Annotated in this window: 20 protein-coding genes; 10 read left to right on the plus strand and 10 right to left on the minus strand. The window is 70.5% G+C overall.

The window, feature by feature from the left end:
* Positions 1-79 precede the first annotated feature (79 nt).
* The 8 genes from QFZ29_RS12000 (at position 80) to QFZ29_RS12035 (ending at position 7,432) form a co-directional block, all read left to right on the plus strand.
* Positions 80-772: a response regulator transcription factor gene (locus QFZ29_RS12000; RefSeq protein WP_129521658.1), complete on the plus strand. Its 693-nt coding sequence runs from the start codon at positions 80-82 to the stop codon at positions 770-772.
* A 31-nt stretch (positions 773-803) separates the two neighbouring features.
* Entirely contained in the window at positions 804-2,591 is a 1,788-nt protein-coding gene (locus QFZ29_RS12005; protein WP_306894323.1) for a sensor histidine kinase, read from the plus strand.
* 116 nt (positions 2,592-2,707) lie between these two features.
* Entirely contained in the window at positions 2,708-2,998 is a 291-nt protein-coding gene (locus tag QFZ29_RS12010) for a WXG100 family type VII secretion target (protein WP_306894324.1), read from the plus strand.
* Positions 2,999-3,180: 182 nt separating this feature from the next.
* Complete coding sequence (locus QFZ29_RS12015) at positions 3,181-4,260, plus strand: ABC transporter substrate-binding protein (RefSeq protein ID WP_306894325.1); 1,080 nt, start codon at positions 3,181-3,183, stop codon at positions 4,258-4,260.
* 27 nt (positions 4,261-4,287) lie between these two features.
* Positions 4,288-5,109, plus strand: a complete 822-nt coding sequence (locus QFZ29_RS12020; protein WP_373426208.1) for an ABC transporter ATP-binding protein — start codon at positions 4,288-4,290, stop codon at positions 5,107-5,109.
* Positions 5,110-5,118: 9 nt separating this feature from the next.
* Complete coding sequence (locus tag QFZ29_RS12025; RefSeq protein WP_306894326.1) at positions 5,119-5,919, plus strand: ABC transporter permease; 801 nt, start codon at positions 5,119-5,121, stop codon at positions 5,917-5,919.
* Position 5,920: 1 nt separating this feature from the next.
* A complete protein-coding gene (locus QFZ29_RS12030) occupies positions 5,921-6,790 on the plus strand; it encodes an ABC transporter permease (protein WP_306894327.1) in 870 nt (289 codons plus the stop codon).
* Between the two features lie 3 nt (positions 6,791-6,793).
* Positions 6,794-7,432, plus strand: coding sequence for a helix-turn-helix domain-containing protein (locus QFZ29_RS12035; RefSeq protein ID WP_306894328.1), 639 nt, complete (start codon positions 6,794-6,796; stop codon positions 7,430-7,432).
* A 31-nt stretch (positions 7,433-7,463) separates the two neighbouring features.
* Here the strand turns inward: QFZ29_RS12035 and QFZ29_RS12040 are convergent, their stop codons facing one another.
* From QFZ29_RS12040 to QFZ29_RS12060, 5 genes are all read right to left on the minus strand, one after another.
* Positions 7,464-8,837 (minus strand): 8-oxoguanine deaminase, encoded by a 1,374-nt coding sequence (locus tag QFZ29_RS12040; RefSeq protein ID WP_306894329.1) that lies wholly within the window; start codon positions 8,835-8,837, stop codon positions 7,464-7,466.
* Between the two features lie 22 nt (positions 8,838-8,859).
* Positions 8,860-9,765 (minus strand): factor-independent urate hydroxylase, encoded by a 906-nt coding sequence (gene pucL, locus QFZ29_RS12045; protein WP_306894330.1) that lies wholly within the window; start codon positions 9,763-9,765, stop codon positions 8,860-8,862.
* A 65-nt stretch (positions 9,766-9,830) separates the two neighbouring features.
* Positions 9,831-12,692: a molybdopterin-dependent oxidoreductase gene (locus QFZ29_RS12050; RefSeq protein ID WP_306894331.1), complete on the minus strand. Its 2,862-nt coding sequence runs from the start codon at positions 12,690-12,692 to the stop codon at positions 9,831-9,833.
* Positions 12,689-13,492, minus strand: coding sequence for an FAD binding domain-containing protein (locus QFZ29_RS12055; protein ID WP_306894332.1), 804 nt, complete (start codon positions 13,490-13,492; stop codon positions 12,689-12,691). Before QFZ29_RS12055 ends, QFZ29_RS12050 begins: the two co-directional genes overlap by 4 nt.
* Positions 13,493-13,609: 117 nt before the next feature.
* Entirely contained in the window at positions 13,610-14,779 is a 1,170-nt protein-coding gene (locus tag QFZ29_RS12060) for an XdhC family protein (protein ID WP_306894333.1), read from the minus strand.
* Between the two features lie 108 nt (positions 14,780-14,887).
* On the opposite strand from QFZ29_RS12060, the gene allB reads away from it, so the two are divergent.
* On the plus strand, positions 14,888-16,228 hold the full coding sequence (allB, locus tag QFZ29_RS12065; protein ID WP_306894334.1) for an allantoinase AllB: 1,341 nt from the start codon (positions 14,888-14,890) through the stop codon (positions 16,226-16,228).
* A 36-nt stretch (positions 16,229-16,264) separates the two neighbouring features.
* Here the strand turns inward: allB and uraH are convergent, their stop codons facing one another.
* Both uraH and uraD read right to left on the minus strand, forming a co-directional pair.
* A complete protein-coding gene (gene uraH, locus QFZ29_RS12070; RefSeq protein ID WP_306894335.1) occupies positions 16,265-16,609 on the minus strand; it encodes a hydroxyisourate hydrolase in 345 nt (114 codons plus the stop codon).
* A complete protein-coding gene (gene uraD, locus QFZ29_RS12075; protein ID WP_306894336.1) occupies positions 16,606-17,121 on the minus strand; it encodes a 2-oxo-4-hydroxy-4-carboxy-5-ureidoimidazoline decarboxylase in 516 nt (171 codons plus the stop codon). Before uraD ends, uraH begins: the two co-directional genes overlap by 4 nt.
* Positions 17,122-17,167: 46 nt before the next feature.
* Here uraD and QFZ29_RS12080 point away from each other — a divergent pair, with 46 nt between their 5' ends.
* Complete coding sequence (locus tag QFZ29_RS12080) at positions 17,168-17,737, plus strand: nucleotidyltransferase family protein (protein ID WP_306894337.1); 570 nt, start codon at positions 17,168-17,170, stop codon at positions 17,735-17,737.
* 12 nt (positions 17,738-17,749) lie between these two features.
* Here QFZ29_RS12080 and QFZ29_RS12085 read toward each other — a convergent pair whose 3' ends face one another.
* Genes QFZ29_RS12085 through QFZ29_RS12095 form a run of 3 tightly spaced genes read right to left on the minus strand, consistent with a single transcriptional unit; the run spans position 17,750 to position 21,128 of the window.
* A complete protein-coding gene (locus QFZ29_RS12085) occupies positions 17,750-18,658 on the minus strand; it encodes a MurR/RpiR family transcriptional regulator (RefSeq protein WP_306894338.1) in 909 nt (302 codons plus the stop codon).
* Positions 18,655-19,944, minus strand: a complete 1,290-nt coding sequence (locus tag QFZ29_RS12090) for an allantoate amidohydrolase (protein ID WP_306894339.1) — start codon at positions 19,942-19,944, stop codon at positions 18,655-18,657. Before QFZ29_RS12090 ends, QFZ29_RS12085 begins: the two co-directional genes overlap by 4 nt.
* Positions 19,941-21,128, minus strand: a complete 1,188-nt coding sequence (locus QFZ29_RS12095) for a pyridoxal-phosphate-dependent aminotransferase family protein (RefSeq protein ID WP_306894340.1) — start codon at positions 21,126-21,128, stop codon at positions 19,941-19,943. The genes QFZ29_RS12090 and QFZ29_RS12095 overlap by 4 nt, the downstream gene beginning before the upstream one ends.
* Between the last annotated feature and the right edge of the window lie 8 nt (positions 21,129-21,136).

Genomic DNA, 21,136 nt, shown 5'->3' on the forward strand with positions numbered 1-21,136 from the left:
TCGCGGGAGCGCGTCATCCGTCACCCGACCCTCGAACAACGTTCAGGAAAGTTTCAGCCGATGCGCAGAGAATCGACATATGAGCGACGGACCCCGCATTCTCATCGTCGACGACGAACCCAACATCCGCGACCTTCTGACCACGAGCCTTCGCTTCGCCGGTTTCGCCGTGCGCGCCGTCGGCAACGGTGCCCAGACGATCTCCGCCGTGCTCGAGGAAGAGCCCGACCTGATCATCCTCGACGTCATGCTGCCCGACATGAACGGGTTCGGCGTGACGAAGCGACTCCGCTCGGCGGGCTACACCGCGCCGATCCTCTTCCTCACCGCGAAAGACGACACGGAAGACAAGATCACCGGCCTCACCGTCGGCGGCGACGACTACGTCACGAAGCCGTTCAGCCTCGACGAGATCGTCGCGCGCATCAAGGCGATCCTGCGCCGCACGATGCACGCCGAGGAAGACGCCGTCATCCGCACCGGTGAGCTCACGATGGATCAAGACACCCACGAGGTGCTCGTCGGCGACATTCCCGTCGAACTCTCCCCCACCGAGTTCAAGCTGCTGCGCTACCTCATGCTGAACCCGAACCGGGTGCTCTCGAAGGCGCAGATCCTCGACCACGTGTGGGAGTACGACTTCAACGGCGACGCCGGCATCGTCGAGAGCTACATCTCCTACCTCCGCCGAAAGCTCGACCAGCACTCCACCGAGCCGCTGATCCAGACCAAGCGCGGATTCGGCTACATGCTGAAATCCTCGAAGCCCTGACTCAGGCTTCGCCGCCTAGACTCGGCCCGCCATGCAACAGTCGAAGATCCTCGAGCGGTGGAACCGCATCTCACTGCGCACCAAGATCACCGGTGTGACGGTGCTCATGCTGACCCTCGGGCTCCTCGTCTCGGGCATCGGCACGGCGGCGATGCTGCGCTCCTACGTCGAAGAGCAGATGTCGTCGAAGCTCACCGCGCTCGCGTCGGGCGACCTCGAGGAGTACTTCGAGCCCAACGGCGGCAAGCCCGATCTCGGCAACCTTCGCCTGAAGCCGGCCGACGACGTGTTCGTCGCGGTGTACAGCCCCTCGGGCGCGTACCTGCAGAACAACTGGGAAGAGCGCGACGAGAGCACGTGGCCGCAGTTCCCGCGCACCCTGACGCAAGCCGAGGTCACCGAGCTGAACCCGTCGGGCTACGCGGTGCTCCAGCTCCGCGACGCGCAGAACGCGCCGACCTTCCGCGCCGTCACGGCCCTGATGGTCTCCGATGAGCACGGCTCCCTGGCACCGGTCATCATCGCGATCTCCTCGAAGGAGACCGAGCAGCTGCTCGCGGTATATCTGACGATCTTCCTCGGCTTCGGCTTCGGCGTCGTGCTCATCGGCGCCCTGCTCACCCGCATGCTCGTGACGAGCACCTTCGGCCCGCTCCGCGAGGTCGAGCGCACCGCTGCGGCCATCGCCGACGGCGACTTCAGCCAGCGCCTCGGCGGGGCGATGCCCAACACCGAGGTCGGCCGCCTCACCCGTTCGCTCAACACCATGCTCAACCGCATCGACCGGGCGTTCCGCGACCGCGCCCGAACGATCGACCAGATGCGGCGATTCGTCGGCGATGCGAGCCACGAGCTGCGCACCCCGCTCGTGTCGGTGCGCGGCTACGCCGAGCTCTACCGCATGGGCGCCCTCCAGAGCCCCGACGAGGTCGCGCAGGCGATGGACCGCATCGAGAAGGAGGCCATCCGCATGGGCGGCCTCGTCGAAGACCTGCTCGCCCTCGCCCGACTCGACGAGGCGAAGCCGCTCGAGCTCGGCGAAGTCGACCTCGTGCCCCTCGCGCGCGACGCCGCGCTCGACGCCATGGCGGCCAATCCCGCTCGCACGATCACCGTGATCGCCCCTGAGGAGACGAGCGGTACGGATGCCCCGGGCGAACCGTCACCCGACCTCGACCTCGAGGTCGAGGTCGAGGTCGAGCTCGAACCCGACAGCGGCCGCACGCCCACCGGAGCGATCTCGTTCGCGGGCGCCACGCTCGCGCGGCTCCGCGGACGCCGCACTCGCGCCGACGTGCACGCCACGGCGGCGCCGCGCCGCGGCGGCGCTTCAGGGAAAGCCGCCGCTGCGGCATCCGCTGCCTCGAAGAGGTCGGCGACGGCGATGGCACCCCTCACGCAGTCTGCTGCCGTGCCGGTGCGCCATGCGATCGTGCTGGCAGAAGAGAACAAGATCCGGCAGGTCATCACGAACCTGATGGCCAACGCGATCCGCTTCACCTCCGACGACAGCCCGCTCGAGATCCGCATCTCTATCGACGACTCCGCCGAGCGCGCCATGGTCGAGGTCATCGATCACGGCGAGGGCATCCCGCAGCAGATCCGCGAGAAGATCTTCCAGCGGTTCTGGCGCGCCGACACGTCGCGCACGCGGGAGACGGGCGGGTCGGGACTCGGCCTCGCGATCGTGTCGTCGATCGTGGCCGCGCACAACGGCGTCGTCGACGTGGTCGAGACTCCCGGTGGCGGTGCGACGTTCCGGGTCTCGCTTCCCCTCGCGAGCTCGGCGTCCGCGCCGCAGCGCGTCGTCGAGGGCTGACACTCCTCCTCGACAGGCGTTCGTCGACGGATGCCGCTCACCTCCCTGCACTCGTTCGGTTGCCACCGCCCGCGCCCGCGTAGTCGGCGGAACACCGAACGAACGGGAGGATCTCCATGACCAGCTACCACGTCGACAGCGACCAGGTGTCCGCCGCGAACCAGACCGTGCAGGGCACGATCGGGCGAATCCAGTCCGAGGTGTCGTCGCTCCTCGGCCAGCTCACGGGCCTCCAGTCGTCATGGACCGGCCAGGCGTCGGCTGCATTCCAGGCCGCCGTCGCGGACTGGCGCGTCACCCAGGTGCAGGTCGAGCAGAGCCTCGCGGGCCTCAACCATGCCCTCGGCACCGCCGGCGTCCAGTACGCCGAGGCCGAGCAGTCGAACGCCCGGCTCTTCCTCCGCTGAGCAGAGCACCTGCCCTCGGCGAGCGTGTTCACGCGAGCGAAACACGGCCGCGTATGTTCGTGAAATCTACATCTCCTATCCTCACGGGGAAGCCCCTTGTGCGCTGCGTCACGTGAGCCGGCTCCGCACCAGCCGGTTCGACGATGCCAGTCCCCCCTGTATCCAAGAGTGGAGATCCACACATGACATTCCGTTCCCCCGTCGGCGCTCGACGCCTCCGCAGCATCGCCGTCGCCGCCCTCGCCGCGGCCTCGGCCATGGCCCTCGCCGCGTGCGCCTCAGGCGCATCGTCCAGTACGGGCGACGGCGACGCGAGTGCCGGCTTCGGTGAGCTCACCGTGCAGTTGTCGTGGATCAAGAACGAGGAGTTCTCGGGCGAGTTCTTCGCGGATTCCGAGGGCCACTTCGAAGAGGCCGGATTCTCGTCGGTGAGCCTCGTGCCTGGCCCCTCGACCGGCGTGGCAGAGCTCGTCTCGGGCAGCGCCGACGTGGCCCTGAGCGACGCCGTCTCGGTGGGCGCGGCGGTCGCGAACGAGCAGGCGCCAGTGAAGATCATCGGCACCACCTACCAGAAGAACCCGTTCACGATCCTCTCCTTGGCCGACGGGGGCAACATCGCGACGCCCGACGACCTGAAGGGCAAGAAGATCGGCGTCCAAGACTCCAACGCGAGCCTCTTCAAGGCGCTCCTCGCCGCCAACGGCATCGACGAGTCCGAGCTCACCATCGTCCCCGTGCAGTACGATCCGGCTCCCCTCACGAACGGCGAGGTCGACGGCTTCGTCGCCTACCTCACGAACGAGTCGATCACGGTCGCAGCCGAGGGCAACGAGACGGTCGACCTTCCGTTCGCCGACAATGGGCTCCCTTTCGTCGCCGAGACGTTCACGGTGACCGATGAGGCGATCGCAAGCGACCGCGAGAAGCTCAAGGCGTTCCTCTACGCCGAGATCCTCGGCTGGACCGACGCGGTGAACGACCCCGAAGAGGGAGCGCGGCTCGCCGTCGAGGAGTACGGCAAGGATCTCGACCTCAACCCCGAGAACTCGATCGCCGGCGCGGTGAAGCAGGCCGAGGAGCTCGTCGTCTCCGACGAGACCGCCGCGAACGGCCTGTTCACCATCTCCGAGACCCTGCAGGAGGAGACGCTCGCGAGCCTCGCAGGAGCGGGAATCGACGTGAGCGCCGACGACCTGTTCGACCTCAGCCTGCTTGCCGAGGTCTACGAGGAGCACCCCGAGCTCGTGAAGTACCTGAAGTAGCGCACCACACGTGAGGAACACACGAACGTGACGTACGAGCAAGTGGCCGGTGTCCAGGAGCAATCCCTGGGCACCGGCCTGCAGATCACCGGCCTGAACAAGGTGTTCACGATGGGGCGGCGCAACGTCGTCGCGCTCCAGGACGCGAACCTCCACACCGATCAGGGGAGCTTCCTCTCCCTGCTCGGCCCATCGGGCTGCGGCAAGTCGACGATCCTCAGGATCCTCGCGGGGCTCGAGGAGCCCTCCAGCGGAACGACCCGGGTCGACGGCAAGAACCCCAAGGAGTTGCGCGCCGCGAACGAGCTCGGCATCGCGTTCCAGGACTCCGCGCTCCTGCCGTGGCGGAGCGTGCTCGCGAACATCCGCCTGCCGTTCGAGGTCGCCGGCGTGCCGGTCGATCACGACTACGTGCGGGAGATGATCGACCTCGTGGGTCTCAGGGGATTCGAGAAGGCGAAGCCGGCGCAGCTCTCGGGTGGCATGCGTCAGCGAACGTCGATCGCCCGTTCCCTCATCCTCAAGCCCTCGGTCCTGCTGTTCGACGAGCCGTTCGGCGCGCTCGACGACATGACGCGCCAGAAGCTCAACCTCGAGCTGCTCCGCATCTGGACCGAGAAGCCCGCCACGACGCTGCTCGTCACGCACGGCATCTCAGAGGCGATCTTCCTCTCCGACCAGGTCGCGGTCATGAGTCCGCGGCCCGGCCGGGTGAAGGAGGTCATCGACATCGACCTGCCCCGCCCACGCACCCCCGAGATGCAGCGCACGCCCGAGTTCCACGCCTACGTCGACCACGCCTCCGACCTGCTCTTCGGGCAGGGCGGAGCGGCGGTCGACGAGCACTGAGGAGCCGCGGTGAAGACGTTCCGACTTCCCCCGTGGGCGACCGGCCTCATCGGCGGCACGGCCCTCATCGCGTTCTGGTGGGTCAGCGCCCTCACGGTGTTCTCGAACACCGGCGCGGGTGCGAACCGTGCGATTCCGACCCCACCCGAGGTCATCATCGGCTTCGCCGACAGCGGGTTCGAGTTCTACTGGCGCAATTTCTCGGTCACGCTCGTCGAGGCCGCCCAGGGGTACCTCTGGGGCAACGGCCTGGCACTCCTCCTCGCCGCGCTCGTCCTGATCGTGCCTCGACTCGAGGGCGCCGTGATGCAACTCGCCATCATCACGTATTGCGTGCCGATCGTCGCGATCGGACCGCTGGCACTCATCATCATCGGCGCCCCCTCGCCGGGTGAGCCCTCTGGCACGGCCGTCTTCCTCGCCGCCCTGAGCGTGTTCTTCACGACGGTGGTCGGGTCGCTGCTCGGGCTGAAGGCAGCCGACGCCGCGAGCCTCGACGTCGTCACCGTCTACGGCGGCACGCGACTCACGCAACTCGTGAAGGTCCGCATCATCGCGGCGCTCCCCCACATCCTGACCGCACTGCAGATCGCCGTGCCCGCCGCATTCCTCGGCGCCGTGCTCGGGGAGTTCCTCGGCAAGGTCGAGCTCGGCGTGGGTCCCGCGATGATCGCCGCCCAGCAGGGACTCGACGCTCCGCGAGTGTGGGGCATCGCGCTCGTCTGCGGCGCCGTGGCGCTGCTCGGCTTCGCGCTCGTGGGGCTGGTGGCCCGGGCGGTCGCCCCGTGGTCGCGCGGAAGGAGCAACTGACATGGCGGTCTCCACCACGACGCAGCCGAACGCCGCCGCCATCCTGCGCAAGGAGGTCCGCGCCGAGTCGATGCGGTCGGTGCTCCGCGCGCTCGGCACGAGTGTCGTCACCTTCCTCGTCACGATCGTGACGGTGCTCGTGCTGTGGGTCGGCGTGCTCTGGGCCCTCGACATCTCGCCGTACATCGCCAAGGGTCCGGCCGACGTCTGGAACTTCCTGTTCACCGTGCCGGATGCCACGGCGAACCGTGCCGAGGTCGGCGACAACCTCGCCGTCACGCTCGGCGACGCGCTCATCGGCTTCGCCGCGGGTCTCGCGGTGGCGCTTCTCGGCGCGATCGTCTTCCAGCTCTCGAAGGGCGTCGAGCACGCACTCATGCCCGTCGCGATGCTGCTGCGCTCGGTCCCGCTCATCGCGATGGCACCCGTCATCATCATGATCTTCGGACGCGACTATTGGACCGTCGCCGTGATGGGCGGCATCGTCGTGCTGTTCCCGGCGCTCGTCAGCATCGCCTTCGGCCTCAAGTCGGCCTCGCCGCAGATGAACGACGTCATCACGGTGTACGGCGGCACATCGGTGACGGCACTGCGCAAAGTCGCCCTTCCCTCGTCGCTGCCGTCGTTCTTCGCGGCGGTGCGCATCTCGGTACCCGGTGCGATCACGGGTGCCCTGCTCGCCGAGTGGCTGGCAACGGGCGAGGGCATCGGCGGATCGGTCGGTGGCTACATCACACAGGCCCAGTTCTCGGCCCTCTGGGCGTCGGTCGTCGTCGTCACCGCCGTGTCACTCGTGCTCTACAACGTCGTGCAGATCGTCGAGAACGTAGTGCTCACCCGCATGGGCATGCATCCCGACAAGCGCGTCTGACGCATGGCGACGACCGGGCGCGGGTCAGCCGACACGGATGCCGCTGCGCTGCGGCTCGGCGCGCACATCCGCCGGCTCCGCCGGAGCCGCGGCGACACGCTCGTGCAGCTCGCGGAGCTCACCGACCTCTCGCACCCGTTCCTCAGCCAGCTCGAACGAGGACTCGCACAACCCAGCCTCTCGTCACTGCGCCGCATCGCGGTGGCGCTCGGCACGAGCCCGATCGAGCTCGTCGCCGCAGCCGAGGACACGGCCGAAAGCGCCGCGGAACCGCCAGTGATCGAAGTGCGCCGGGCGGGCGACGCCGCGCCCGACGGGCCGGGATTCGCCGAGGGCACGGCACGGATGCTCGCGCACAGCGACCGACCGTTCCATCCCCTCGAGTACGAGGGACGCAACACTTCGCCGGGCGACTACTACGTGCACGCCGAAGACGAGTTCCTGTACGTCACCGCGGGCACCGTCATGGTCGACCTCGACGGTGAGACCGTTGTGCTCGGCACGGGCGACGCGGTCTACTACGCCGGCGGGGTGCGCCACCGGTGGTGGTCGGAGGCCGGCATCTTCCAGCTCATCGTGGTCAAGGAGCGGCCACGCGTCGTCGCGGTGCCACGAGCGGCGGCGGCGAAGCGCGGCACCTGACCGCCCGTTCCGGCGCAGGCCGCCGGGTCCCTCAGTGCCGCCCGGCGAGTTCGAGACTGGCACGCGCCGCGCTCGTGGCGATGACCCGCTCGTCGGCGAGGGTGAGCCCGCCGTCTTCGACGACCGTGCGGCCGCCCACGATGAGCCGGCTGAGCGGCGGCAGGGCCGCGAGGCCGAGAGCCGCGACGGGGTCGGCGATCCCGGCGTGCTCGACGCCGTCGATGCGCCACAGCGCGAGATCGGCGAGCTTGCCCGGCTCGATCGATCCGAGCTCCCGTTCCCGGCCGAGCACCCGGGCGCCGCCCATCGTCGCCATCCGGAGCGCCTGCCGCACGCCGAGCGAGTCGGCGCCCGTGCGCAGTCGGCCGAGCAACACGGCCTGCCGGATCTCCGTGCCGAGCTGGCCCGACTCATTCGAGGCCGCGCCGTCGACGCCGAGGCCGACCGGCACGCCTGCGCGCAGGAGATCGGCGACCGGGGCGATTCCCGCCGCGAGCCGGGCGTTCGACGACGGGCAATGCGCCACGCCCGTGCCCGTGCGGGCGAAGCGGTCGATCGCATCGTGGTCGAGGTGCACGCAGTGCGCCATCCACACGTCGTCGCCGAGCCAGCCGAGCCCCTCCAGGTAGCGCGTGGGCGTGGCGCCGAACCGCTCGAGGCAGAACGCCTCCTCCTCCACCGTCTCGGCGCCGTGCGTGTGCAGTCGCACACCGAGGTCGCGCGCGAGCAGCGCCGACTCGCGCAGCAGGTCGGCCGTCACCGAGAACGGCGAGCAGGGCGCGACCGCCACGCGCACCATCGAGTCGAAGGATGGGTCGTGATAGGTCTCGACGGCCGCCTGGCTCGCGGCGAGCGCGGCATCCGTCGTCTCGACCGCGAAGTCGGGCGGCAGCCCGCCCTGGCTCGCACCGAGATCCATCGAGCCGCGCGTCGCGTGCACTCGCACGCCGATGTTCGCCGCTGCCTCGACGATCGCGCCGACGAGGTCGCCCGAGCCGCGCGGGAAGACGTAGTGGTGGTCGCCGACCGTCGTGCAGCCCGACCGGGCGAGTACGGCGAGGGCGCCTGCCGCGCCGGCGCCGACGAGCCCTGCATCGATTCGCGACCACGACGGGTAGAGGGCGACGAGCCAGTCGAACAGGATCGAGTCCTGCGCGACGCCCCTCGTCAGCCACTGGTACAGGTGGTGATGGGTGTTCACGAGACCCGGGGTGAGCAGGTGCCCCCGGCCGTCGATCCGTACGTCGGCCTGCTCGAGCGCCTGCGCCGGCGCGGCGCCCTCCCCAACCGACGTGATGCGGCAGCCGTCGATGACGACATGACCGACGGGGTGTTCGGTGTCGCGCGCGTCGACCGTCGCGACGTACGCTCCCTCGATCACGGTGCGACCGGCTCCCCGGGTCATTCGTCGTCCGCTCGAACGTTCGTCACACGAGCCCGCTGTACTGGTGCCACGCGGGGCCGGCGTCGGGGGCGTCGTCGCGGATGACGCTCGCCTGGATGAGCCCGTAGGGGCGGTCGTCGGCGTGGAACACCTCGTTGTCGTTCTCGACGCCGAAGCGCGAGAGGTCGTAGAGGAAGTGATGCTTGTTCGGGGCCGACAGGCGCACCTCGGCGATGAAATCGTAGGCCTCGAGCACAGCCTTGCCCATCTCGAAGAGGGTCTGCTGCAGGGCGAGCGAGTGCACGATGGCGAATTGCTTCACGAGGATCGCCTTGACGCCTGCATAGACCTCGTTCCAGTCAGCCTCCGTCGTCGTGAACCGCCATTTGGCGACGAGGGACGTGGCCATGACGCGATCGGTCGTGGGCTGGAGCACGGTGTACTCGTCCTCGTAGAAGCCGTGGAACTCGGAGCCCGTGGACTTCAGGATCACGAGGTCCTTGAGTCCGCCGGTGATCCACGTGCGCTGCTCGTCGCCGGTGCCCTCGACCGTGACCGACGCCGTGCGCACCTCCTGCCCCTTCCGCACCCACGTGTGGTCGTGCTCGGCGCCGTCGACGAGTGCCCGCTCCCATGCGTACTCCTCGATCTCGATTCGCGCGGCCTCGACGGGCGGCACGTCGTCGACGAAGTGACGGGCGAGCTCGAGCCCGTACTCCTCGATCGAGATGAGTCCCTTCTCCTTCGCGAAGGAGTAGGCCGTCTGCTTCTGCGTGTCGGTCGGCAGCACGCTCGACTGGTCGCCGGTGAGGTGGGCCGCCGCGAAGTCGCCGCGCAGCGCGGTCGAGACGTTGACGTCGTGGATCTCGTGGCGAGGAGAGTCACGGTAGATCCGCACGACGCGGTTCTCCGCCTTGCCGTACTGGTGGTCTCCGAGAACGATGGCCATCTGCTGCTCCTAGTCGTTGGTCGTCGGGGTCGGGGGGCGTGCCGGGGCCGGGCTGCGCCCGCCGTTCAGGCGGTCGAGATCGAGGCGACGGATGCCTCGGCATCGCGAGCGAGCCGCCACACGCGGTCGCGCGAGAACGGAGTCTCGAACGGACGTGAGCCGATCGCACGGCGGATCGCGTTGCCGAGCGCGGCCGCGACGGGGTTGTACGGGCTCTCGCTCATGGACTTCGCGCCGAACGGCCCGAGGTCGTCGCTCGTCTCGGCGAAGAGCACCTCGGTGTCGGGGATGTCGGCCATCTGCGGCACCCGGTACATGCGGAACACCGGCGTCTGGATGCGGCCCTCCTCGACCATGACCTCTTCGTAGAGGGCACCGCCGATCGCCTGCGCGACACCGCCCTCCACTTGGCCGCGGCACTGCGCGGGGTTCATGACCGTGCCGGCATCCGCGCTCTGCACCGACTGCAGGACCCGCACGACCCCGGTGCGCACGTCGACCGCCACTCGGAAGGCCTGCACGTTGAACGCGAGCGAGCGGTGCTCGCCGTACTCCGCGGCGGAGGCGACGATGCCGTCGCCCGTGCGATGTTCGGCCGGGGCCGCGGCGATGAGCTCGGCGAAGCCGACGAGCCGCCCGCCCGCGGTGACGCCGTCGACACCGAGCGCGCACGCCGAGGCATCCGTGCCCGTGATGGTCGCCGCAGTGCCGACGAGGACGTGACGCAACGCGAGCGCCGCCGCGTGCAGTGCCTTGCCGGCGACCGTGGTGCCGGCCGAGGCGAATGCCCCGGTGTCGTAGTCGGCCGCATCGGTGTCGGAGTTGCGCAGCCGGATGCGGTCGATGGAGGTGCCGAGATCGGTCGCGACGATCTGCGCGTGCACGGTCGTGGTGCCGTTGCCGAACTCGCTCGTTCCGACGCCGAGCACGTAGCTTCCGTCGGGGCGCAGGGTCACCGTGGTCTTCGAGACGTGCCCGCCCGGCGCCATCGTGGCGATCATCGATGCCGCCATGCCCTCGCCGACGCGCCAGTGCTCGCCATCGGGCGCCTCGACGCCGTTGCCGCGCAGGAGGGCCTGCTCGGCGAGGTCGAGACACTGGTCGAGGCCGTAACTGCCCGGGACCATATCGTGCTCGGGTGCGCCGAAGAACCCGAGCGGCACGTCGCCCTCACGGATCGCGTTGATGCGCCGCAACTCGAACGGATCGATGCCGAGCTCGATCGCGAGCTCGTCCATCGCGGACTCGACCCCGAGGATGACCTGGCCGAGCCCGTAGCCGCGGAATGCGCCCGACGGGGTGTTGTTCGTGTAGACGGCCGCGGCGTCGATTCGCTTCACGGGGCTCGTGTAGAGGCTGCTTGATTCGGCGCATCCGTGGAACATCACGCCACGAGAGTGGTTGCCGTACGCACCGGTGTCGCTCAGCACGTCGACGCGCATCGCCGTGAGCCGGCCGTCGCGGGAGGCCCCGAGCGCGACGGCCACCCGCATCGGGTGTCGCACCGACGTGCGCACGAACTCGTCGGTGCGACTGAGCTCGTAGACGGCGGGCTTGCCGGTGCGCAGCACGGTGATCGCGACGAGGTCTTCGGTGAGGAGTTCCTGCTTGCCGCCGAAGCCACCGCCGACCCGTGCAGTGAACACGCGCACGCGATCCTGCGGCAGGTCGAGCAGCCGGCACAACTCGTCGCGCGTGAGGAAGGGCACTTGCGAGCTCGTGCGCACCACGAGCCGGCCGTCGTCGTCGAGCCACCCGACCGATCCGTGCGTCTCGAGCTGGGCATGGCTGAGCCGCTGCGTCTGCCAGGTGCCCGAGACCGTGACGTCGGATGCCGCGAGCGCCTCGTCGACGTCGCCGCCATAGCCGGCGTGGAGCGTCGCGACGACATTCCGGCCGGCGTCTTCGACGCGATCGGCCGGCGTGCGGTCGGGGTGGAGGAGGGGCGCGCCGGGAGTGCGAGCCTCTTCGGGGTCGAAGACCGCCGGCAGCACCTCGTAGTCGACGACGATGCGCCGGCACGCCGCTTCGGCGGCCGCGGCGCTGATCGCTGCGACCGCCGCCACACGCTGCCCGACGAAGCGCACGACGTCGTCGAGCACGCGGGTGTCGTCTGGATCGTCGGTGCGGTGCTCGTGGCGGCCCGTCGAGAAGCGCATCGCCGGCACGTCGTGGTGGGTCAGCACGAGCTCGACGCCGTCGACGGCGAGGGCCGCGCTCGTGTCGATCGAGCGGATGCGCGCGTGCGCATGCGGCGAACCGAGCACCCTGAGGTGCAAGGCACCCGGCGTCGCCGTGTCGAAGGTGAACGGCTCGGTGCCGGTGACGACCCGCCGTGCCGCGGGCGGTTCGACGGAGCGGCCGATGAGCGACGCCGGGCGATCGTCGGCGCCGGTCGAACCGAGGTTGCGCGCGCCGCGTGGGTGCGCGGCATCCGTCTCCGGGTGCTCGGTCGCCGGGGCGCTGCTCGCTTCGCTCGACGCTGCCTCGCCCGCTGCCGCGACGCCTGCCGTGATCGACTCGCGGATGCTGCGATACCCCGTGCAACGGCAGAGGTTGCCCTTCATGAGCCGTGGCAGGTCGCCGAGCTGCTCCTCGTCGAGGGTCGATGCCGTGACGATCATGCCGGCCGTGCAGAACCCGCACTGGAAGCCGAAGTGGTCGACGAACGCCGCTTGCATGGGGTGGAGCTCGTCGGGCGTGCCGAGGCCCGCGACCGTCGTGACGGAGTGCCCCTCGATGCGCTGCGCAGGGTAGATGCACGAGTGCACGGGCACACCGTCGACGAGCACCGAGCACGCCCCGCAATCGCCCGCGTCGCAGCCCTTCTTCACCTCGAGATGCTCGTGGTCGCGCAGGAAGGTGCGCAGGCACTGGCCGGCGCGCGGCTCGCTGTCGCGCGCGCTCCCGTTGACGGTGAACCTCATGCGGTGAGCTCCTGCCGGATCTCCTCGAGGAGCACGCAGCTCACCTCGCGCCGCCAGTCTTCGGTGCCGAGCGGGTCGGTGTAGTAGCCGTCGGCGGATGCCGCGTCGGAACGCAGCGTCGCGGCATCCGGCAGCTCGGGGTATCGCAGCACTGTGGGGCGCCACGTCGCCGCCGTGATGCCGAACACCGCGCGGCCGTCTTCGTCGACCCGGCCGGTGAGGACAGCGCCCGAACGGCCGAGCTCGGCGAGCGCGATCTTGCGGTATCCGGTGCGGGCGCGCAGCGCGTGGGCCGGGATGTCGACGGCGCGCAGCACCTCGCCGGGCGCGAGCGAGTTGGTGCCGTTGCCGGTCACGAGTCGCTCGACCGGCATCCGGTATTCGCCGCCGTCGGGCGTCCACACGAGAGCGGCACCGTCGAGTGCGACGGCGAGCGACACCATGGCCCCGGCGGCGAACGACCTGCAGACGTTGCCGCCCACGGTGGCGACGTTCCAGATCTTGAACGAGGCGAGGAGGGCGGTGGCGCACTGGAAGAACAGCGGATGCGCGGCCCAGCCCTCGTGCTCGGGCATCTCGGCGAGCTCGGCGACCGTGCACGTGGCGCCGATGCGGAGCCCGTCGTCGCTCACCTCGAGGGCCGGCCAGCCCATCGTCGAGAGGTCGACGAGTCCCGTGACCTCGAGTTGCGGCTCGGAGAACATCCAGGTGCCGCCGGCCACGAACCGTTCGGCGTCGCCGAGCAGGAGGTCGCTGCGCGAGCGCGCGTACCGATAGCCCGTGATCGTGTTGAGGTCCATGGCGATTCCCTTCGGCACCAGTGAATCGAAGTGACATGACGGGGATGTTTCCCAGATGAACATTTTCGACTCACGCGCGACACGTCGGTCGCCGGGCGGGCGACCTCGCTCAGCGGACTACGACACCCCGATCACCGCCTCACGATCGGCGGTGGCGTGGATCGGCCCGGTCGTCGCGCTGAGCGGTCGCGCGTCGCGACCGGATCGCACGGCGATCACCTCGGCGAGGATCGACACGGCCGTCTCCTCGGGCGTCGCCGCGCCGAGGTCGAGACCGATCGGGGATCTCAGACGCTCGAGCTCGCCCGCGGTCGCGCCCGCCTCGCGGAGCAGCTCGACTCGCTCCTCGTGCGTGCGCCGGGAGCCGAGGGCGCCGACGTAGGCGACCGGCAGCGAGAGCGCGAGACGAAGGAGCGGAACCTCCGTGCGTGCGTCGTGGCTCAGCACGCAGATGACCGTGCGCTCATCGACATCGAGGCGGGCGAGATAGCCGACCGGACGCTGCGCGACCACCTCGTGCGCGGCCGGGAATCGATCGGCCGTTGCGAACGTCGGGCGGTGGTCGCACACGCTCACCCGGTAGCCGAGGAGCGCCGCCGCTGAGGAGAGCGCCTCGGCGAAGGCGACGGCCCCGAAGATCACCAGGCGCGGCGGCGTGAGGCGGCTCTCGCAGAAGAACACGAGCTCGTCGCCGTCGCACTCGAAGTGCACGAGACCCGAACGGCCGGAGCGGACGCTTCGGTCGAGTTCGGCGACGATGCGCGCGGCGGAGATGCCGCGGACGCCCGCCGCGGCGAGCTCGACATCGTCGAGCTCGGGCGCGCTGTCGGAAGGGCCAGCGCCTCGGGCGCCGGGGCCGCTCCGGCCCGGGACCACGACGCGACCGAGCAGGGCGGCCGGGCCGGCCACGAGCGTCGCGATCCCGCTCGACTCCCCGTCGAGCACCCGGTCGAACGGAACGGGGTCGAGGAGGCCGGGGCCGGCGGACTGCACGAACACGTCGATCTCGCCGCCGCAACTGAGCCCCACTGCGAAGGCGCTCTCGTCGTCGATGCCGAATCGGCCGTGCTCGACACCTGAGCCGTGGAGCACGCGTTCGCAGAGCTCGTACACCGCTCCTTCGACGCAACCGCCCGACACGCTCCCAGTGACCCGGCCGTCGAGGTCGACGATCATCGACGCACCCGGATCGCGCGGCGCGGAGCCCGAGACGGCGGTCACCGTCGCGAGCGCGAACCGCTCGCCGCGCGCGAGTCGCGCGCTGATCTCCGCCGACAGCTCGAGCACGATGCCTCCCCGTTTTTCCGTCGATCCTACGTCCGCGGGCCCCGTGCGGGATGATGTGCGTGCAACGAGCTGGAAATGGGGCGCTGTTATGGTCCCTGCGGAGGAAACATGACGGCAATCGACGACCAGTACGACCTCGTCGTGCACGCCGAGTCGGCGTTCATCGACGGGGCGTTCCGCGCCGCGACGATCGCGGTCCGCGACGGCGTGATCGCCGCGATCGAGCCTCCTGGGCCGGCCGGGGTCGATGCAAGGTCGGAGGTGACCCTCGCCCCCGGTGAGCGGCTGATCCCGGGGGTCGTCGACACGCACGTGCACGTCAACGAGCCCGGACGCACCGAATGGGAGGGCTTCGCGAGCGCGACGCGTGCGGCCGCTGCGGGCGGCGTCACGACGATCGTCGACATGCCGCTCAACAGCATCCCGCCCACGATCGATCCCGCCGCCCTCGCGGTCAAGCGCGCCTCGGCCGCTCCGCAGGCCGTCGTCGACGTCGGCTTCTGGGGCGGCGCGGTGCCGGGCAACCTCGGCTCGCTGCGCGAGTTGCACGACGCCGGCGTGTTCGGCTTCAAGTGCTTCCTCGCTCCGTCGGGCGTCGACGAGTTCCCCCACCTCGATCACGCCGGACTGCTCGCGGCGCTCCGCGAGCTCGCCGAGTTCGACGGACTGCTCATCGTGCACGCTGAGGATCCGTCGGTGCTCACGGCGCACGAGAACGACGGCGGGCCGAGCTATCCGCGGTTCGTCGACTCGCGCCCGCCCGAGGCCGAGCTCGTCGCCATCCAGGGTGTCATCGACGGTATCCGCGAAACCGGCGGCCGAGCGCACATCCTGCACCTCTCCTCGGCGGCGGCGCTCCCGCTCATCGCCGAGGCGAAGGCGGAGGGCCTTCGGCTCACCGCCGAGACGTGCCCGCACTACCTCACGCTCGATGCCGAGCACATCCCCGACGGCGCCACCGAGTTCAAGTGCTGCCCGCCGATCCGCGACGAGGGCAACCGCGACCGGCTCTGGCAAGGCCTGCTCGACGGCGTGATCGACCTCATCGTCTCCGACCACTCCCCCGCGACGGCCGAGTTGAAGCTCGGGTTCGACGGCGACTTCGGCCGGGCCTGGGGCGGTATCGCCGGGCTGCAGCTCAGCCTCGCGAACGTATGGACCGAGGCGGCTCGCCGCGGCACCGGCCTCGAACGCGTGCTCGGCTGGATGTCGCAAGCGCCGGCAGAGTTCGCCGGGCTCGCGGGCAAGGGTCGCATCGCGGTCGGTGCCGACGCTGATCTCGTCGCTTTCGCGCCCGACACCGAGTTCACCGTCGTGCCCTCTGCGCTCGCCCACAAGAACCCGGTCTCCGCGTTCGCGGGCGCACGACTGCGAGGTGTCGTCTCGACCACGTGGCTCCGCGGCACCGCCACCACGGGTGAACCGCGCGGGCGGCTGCTCGCGCGGTGATCCGGCAGCGTCCCGATGGGTCGAGTAGCGCCGGGGTCAGCTGCCGCGATAGGTCGAGTAGGCGAACGGGCTGAGCAGCAACGGCACGTGGTAGTGCTCGGATGCCTCGGCGATCTCGAACACGATCGAAACCTCGGGGTAGAACGCCGGCTGGTCGCCGAAGTACGCGCCCGTGTCGAAGACGACGCGGTAGACGCCCTCGGGCAACTCCTCAGGGCCGAGGTCGGACACGCGACCGTCGGCGTCGGTGACGGCGGCGGCGATCGGCGCCCAGGCGGCACCGACATCGGTACGGGCTTCGAGCCGCACGTCGACGCCCTCGGCCGGCCGGCCCGTCACGGCGTCGAGCACGTGACTCGTGACGTGGCTGCGGCCGGTCATGCCGCCACCCCGATCGGCCACGCGGCATCCGCGTACATCCGTTCGAGGCGAAGCAGCGTGATCTCGCGCAGCTGCTCGCCGACGACGGCGAGCTCGGCGGCGTCGTCGTGCTGCAACCGCCTCGAGAGCTCGCCGAGGATCTCGGCCCGAGAGCGCCCCGCGGCGCGGATCAGGAAGACCCGGCCGAAGCGCTCCTCGTACGCGCGATTGCCGGCGGCGATCGCTGCGGCGAGCTCGGGATCCTCAGCGTCGGCCGACGATTGCTCGGAGCGGGAGAACCGCTCGGCCATGCCGGTGCCGGTGGGCTTCTCGCCGATGCGCGGGTGGCTCGCGAGGGCCTCGTCGATCTCTGCGGGCGAGAGCGGGGAGGCGGCGTCGGATGCCGCGGCGAGCAGCGAGTCGAGGGATTCGTACGGTGCGGCATCCGCCACCTCGTCGACCCAGCGGGCGACATGCAGGCACGCTCGCAGCTCGTCTCGGAACCGCTCTCGGGCATCGGTGGACACGTTCATCGTGACTCCTCCCCCGCCGCACGCGCGGCTCGGGTTAACTGTAGCCATGACCGCCTCGCTCCTCGGAGTGCTCCTCGCCGCGGGTGCCGGCACGCGAATGGGTCGCCCGAAGGCGCTCGTCCGCGACGGGTCGGACGTGCCGTGGGTCGTCGACGGATGCCGGATGCTTCGTGCGACCGGATGCGACCAGGTCGTCGTCGTGCTCGGCGCCGAGGCCGACGTCGCTCGCGCCCTCGTTCCAGCCGAGGCCGACGTCGTCGTCGCCGCGGACTGGGCGCTCGGACTCTCCGCGTCGCTCCGCGCCGGGCTCGAGTTCGCCGCGGGCACCGACGCCGACGCGGTGCTCGTGAGCCTCGTCGACCTCGCCGGGCTGCCCCCTGCAGTGGGCCGGCGGGTCGTCGACGCGGCGGGCTCCGGGCCAGCGCGCCACGCGGCGCTCGCCCGGGCCGTCTTCCACGGTCGTCCGGGGCATCCGGTGCTCATCGGCCGCGACCACTGGGCGGCGGTGGCGACCGAGGTCTCGGGCGACGCCGGGGCGGGCGGGTACCTCGCCCGGCACGATGCCGCTCGGGTCGAGTGCGGCGATCTCAGTGCTGGGCTCGACCGGGATCGTTGAGCGACCGCTCCGTCACACGCCCTCGATCTCCGCGAGGCCGCGGTAGGTGGCGTCGATGCCGGCGATGCGGGAACGACCGCGCCGGATGTCGGCGCCGAGCACGGCGCTCGCGACGAGGCTCACGAGGCTCATCGCGCTCGCGTAGCTGTCGAACGCCGCCGGACTCTCGAGCGGGCACTCGATGATGAGGTCGGCGCGCGCGGCGAGGGCCCGCCCGCTCGGATCGGTGATGAGGATGCATCGCGCCCCCGTCGCCACGACGGCGTCGAGGATCTCGGCGAACCGCGCCGGGCGACGCCGGAACCCGACGAGCACGACGACATCGCCCTCGCCGAGGTCGGCGAGGTCTTCACCGAGGGATTGCCCGGGTTGCGGGGCGATTCGCACGCGGCCGCGGCACTGCACGAGTTGTTCGCGCACGTGCAGGGCGACCGGGTAGCTGTTCCGGTAGCCGACGACGAGCACCTCGCGGGCCTCGACGAGCGCGCTGACGACGGCGTGCAGGGTTCCGCCGGCGAGCGCGTCGAGCAAGCGGGCGAGATTCTCCCGCTCCGATGCGAGCAGCGCGGCGACTCCCTCGGGCGAGGCGGCAGGCGCGCCCGCGGCCCCGAGCGGCGTGCCGGCGCTCCGCCGGGCCAGCACGTGCTCGCGCACCTCGTGCGAGCTCGCGAACCCGAGCCGCCGGTAGAGGCGGCTCACGGTCGCCTTCGAGACACCGCTCATGCCGGCGAGTTCGCTCGAGTTGTACACGGCGAGTTCGCTCACGTGATCGAGGATGAACTCGGCGACGCGCTGCTCCTGCGGAGTGAGCTGCGGCATCGCCGCCTCGATCCGGTGCTCGATGTCGCCGACCGCTCCCGACGCGGGAGCCGAGGCCGGGGCCGGTGCCGGAATCGGTGCCGGGGCCTGGGCGGTCGTCATCGCGCGCCGCCGAGTCGTTCGGGCTCGGCCCGCACGCGATCGGCGACCACGAGCACCGCGGCCTCGAACGCGTCGAGTGCGAGCGCGACATCCTGCAGCGTCACCGTCTCGTCGGGGTGGTGGCTGATGCCGCCGTTGCCGCAGCGCACGAAGAGCATCGCGATGTCGGTGACCGCGCTCACGGCCATGCCGTCGTGCCCGGCGCGACTCCAGATGGTCATTGGCTCCGCGTCGCCGGTGTGACGGATGCCGCTCGCCACGGCATCCCGCAGCCACCCCGCGCACGGCGTGGAGTCGGCGCGGTAGATCTCCCGCGACTCGAAGCGCAGCCCACGGCGCTCGGCGATCTCGCGGGCACGGCGGCGGATGTCGGCGAGCGTCCGGTCGCGATCCTCGTCGGACTCGGCGCGCAGGTCGAGGCTGAAGTCGACCCGGCCCGGAATCACGTTGACGCCGCCCGGGAAGGCCTGCAGGCGGCCCACGGTCGCGATCACCCCTGATCCGCGGCCGATCTCCTCGATGCCGACGACGAGTTCGCTCGCGCCGACGAGCGCGTCGCGGCGCCGGTTGTACGGCGTGCCGCCAGCGTGGCCGGCCACGCCCGTCATCGTGAACTCGAATCGGCGGGCGCCCGCGATCGAGGAGACCACGGCGAGCGCCCGGTCGGCGTCTTCAAGGTGGGGGCCCTGTTCGATGTGCACCTCGAGGTAGCCGACGAGCGACTCGGGGCGTCGTGCGGCGCTCGGGATGCGCGACGGGTCGAGGCCGAAGTCGATGAGCGCCTCGCGGAGGGTGAGGCCGTCGCGGTCGCGCGACTCCCACCACTCGGGATCGAACTCGCCCGCGAGCGCGCGGCTGCCGAGCAGGGCGTTGCCGAACCGGGTGCCCTCTTCGTCGGTGAAGCCCACGACCTCGAGCGCGAACGGCAGCCGCTCGCTGCGCCGGGCGAAGCGTGCAGCGACCTCGATGGCGAGGAGTACTCCGAGCATGCCGTCGTACCGGCCCGCGTCACGCACGGTGTCGAGGTGCGAGCCGAGGAGCAGTGCCGGCAGGCCGGGATCGGCGCCCTCGAGCCGAGCACACTGGTTGCCGCCGGCATCCTGCCACGCGGTGAGCCCGGCCTCCTCCATCCATCCGGCCGCGAGATCGTTCGCCTTGCGATGTTCTGGCGAGAGGTGCACGCGCTCGAGCAGTTCGGGGCTCGACGAGATCGCGGCGAGCTCGTCGCACCGGTCGAGCACCCGCTCCGCGATCGTGATCGAATCGGGTGCGGGCCGCGAGGTCATGCCGTCACTTCCGCGTAGACGTCGCGCGCCGCGCCGACGCCGGCGCCCGCGGTGAGTCGGTGCCCTTCGGCGCGGAGCACCTGCTCGAGCGCAGCGAGCGTCGTGAGCACCGCGTCTTTGCGGGCGTTGTAGCCCATGGTGCCGATGCGCCAGATCTTGCCGTGCAGCGGCCCGAACGAGGTGCCGATCTCGATCGCGAAGTCCTCGAGCAGCGCCGTACGCACCCGGTCGCCGTCGACGGCGTCGGGGATGAAGACGCCGACGACGTTGTTCATGCGATGCTCCCGGTCGCCGAAGATCCGAAGGCCGAGCGCCGCGACCCCCTGCGCCATCGCGGCACCGTGGAGCCGGTGACGTTCGATCGCGGCATCCATGCCCTCCTCGACGAGGAGGCGGGCGCACTCGCGCGCACCGTAGAGCATCGAGGTCGCCTCGGTGTGGTGGTTGAGCCGCTTCTCGCCCCAGTAGTCGAGGATCATCGCGAGGTCGAAGTAGTTCGAGCGGATGGGGTCGTCGCGCACAGCGTCGCCCTCGGCACGGATGCCGGCCTCGACGCTCTTGCGCGACTCGATACGCGCGACCGCCTTCGGGGAGAGGCTGATCGGCGAGCTTCCCGACGGGCCGCCGAGGCACTTCTGCAGGCCGGCCGTGGCGGCGTCGAGGCCCCAGGCGTCCATCTCGAAGGCGTTGCCGCCGAGCGAGGCGGTGACATCCGTGTAGAAGAGCACGCCGTGGCGTTCGCAGATCTCGCCGAGCTCGTCGAGCGGCTGCGCCACGGTGGTCGACGTGTCGCCGTGCACGACCGCGAGGAGCGCGGGCTTCACCTCGACGATCGCCTGCTCGATCGACGCCGACGTGAAGATGCCACCCCACTCGATCTCGCGCGTGTGCACCTCGGCGCCGGCGCGCCCGGCGATCTCGGCGAGGAGGTGGCCGAAGCGACCGAAGATCGGCACGAGCACCCGGTCGCCGGGGGCGACGAGGGAGACGATCGCGGCTTCGATGCCCGCTCGCGAGGTGCCGTCGACGAGGAGCGTCGCCGCATTGCCCGTGCGGAACACCCCGCGATAGAGCTCCATCGTCTCGTTCATGTACGCCGTCATCGCGGGATCGTACTGGCCGATCAGCTGGGCCGACATCGCGCGCAGCACACGCGGGTCGGCATTCACCGGGCCGGGGCCCATGAGCAGGC

It is taken from the genome of Agromyces albus (assembly GCF_030815405.1).
In the GTDB taxonomy this organism is placed as follows: domain Bacteria; phylum Actinomycetota; class Actinomycetes; order Actinomycetales; family Microbacteriaceae; genus Agromyces; species Agromyces albus_A.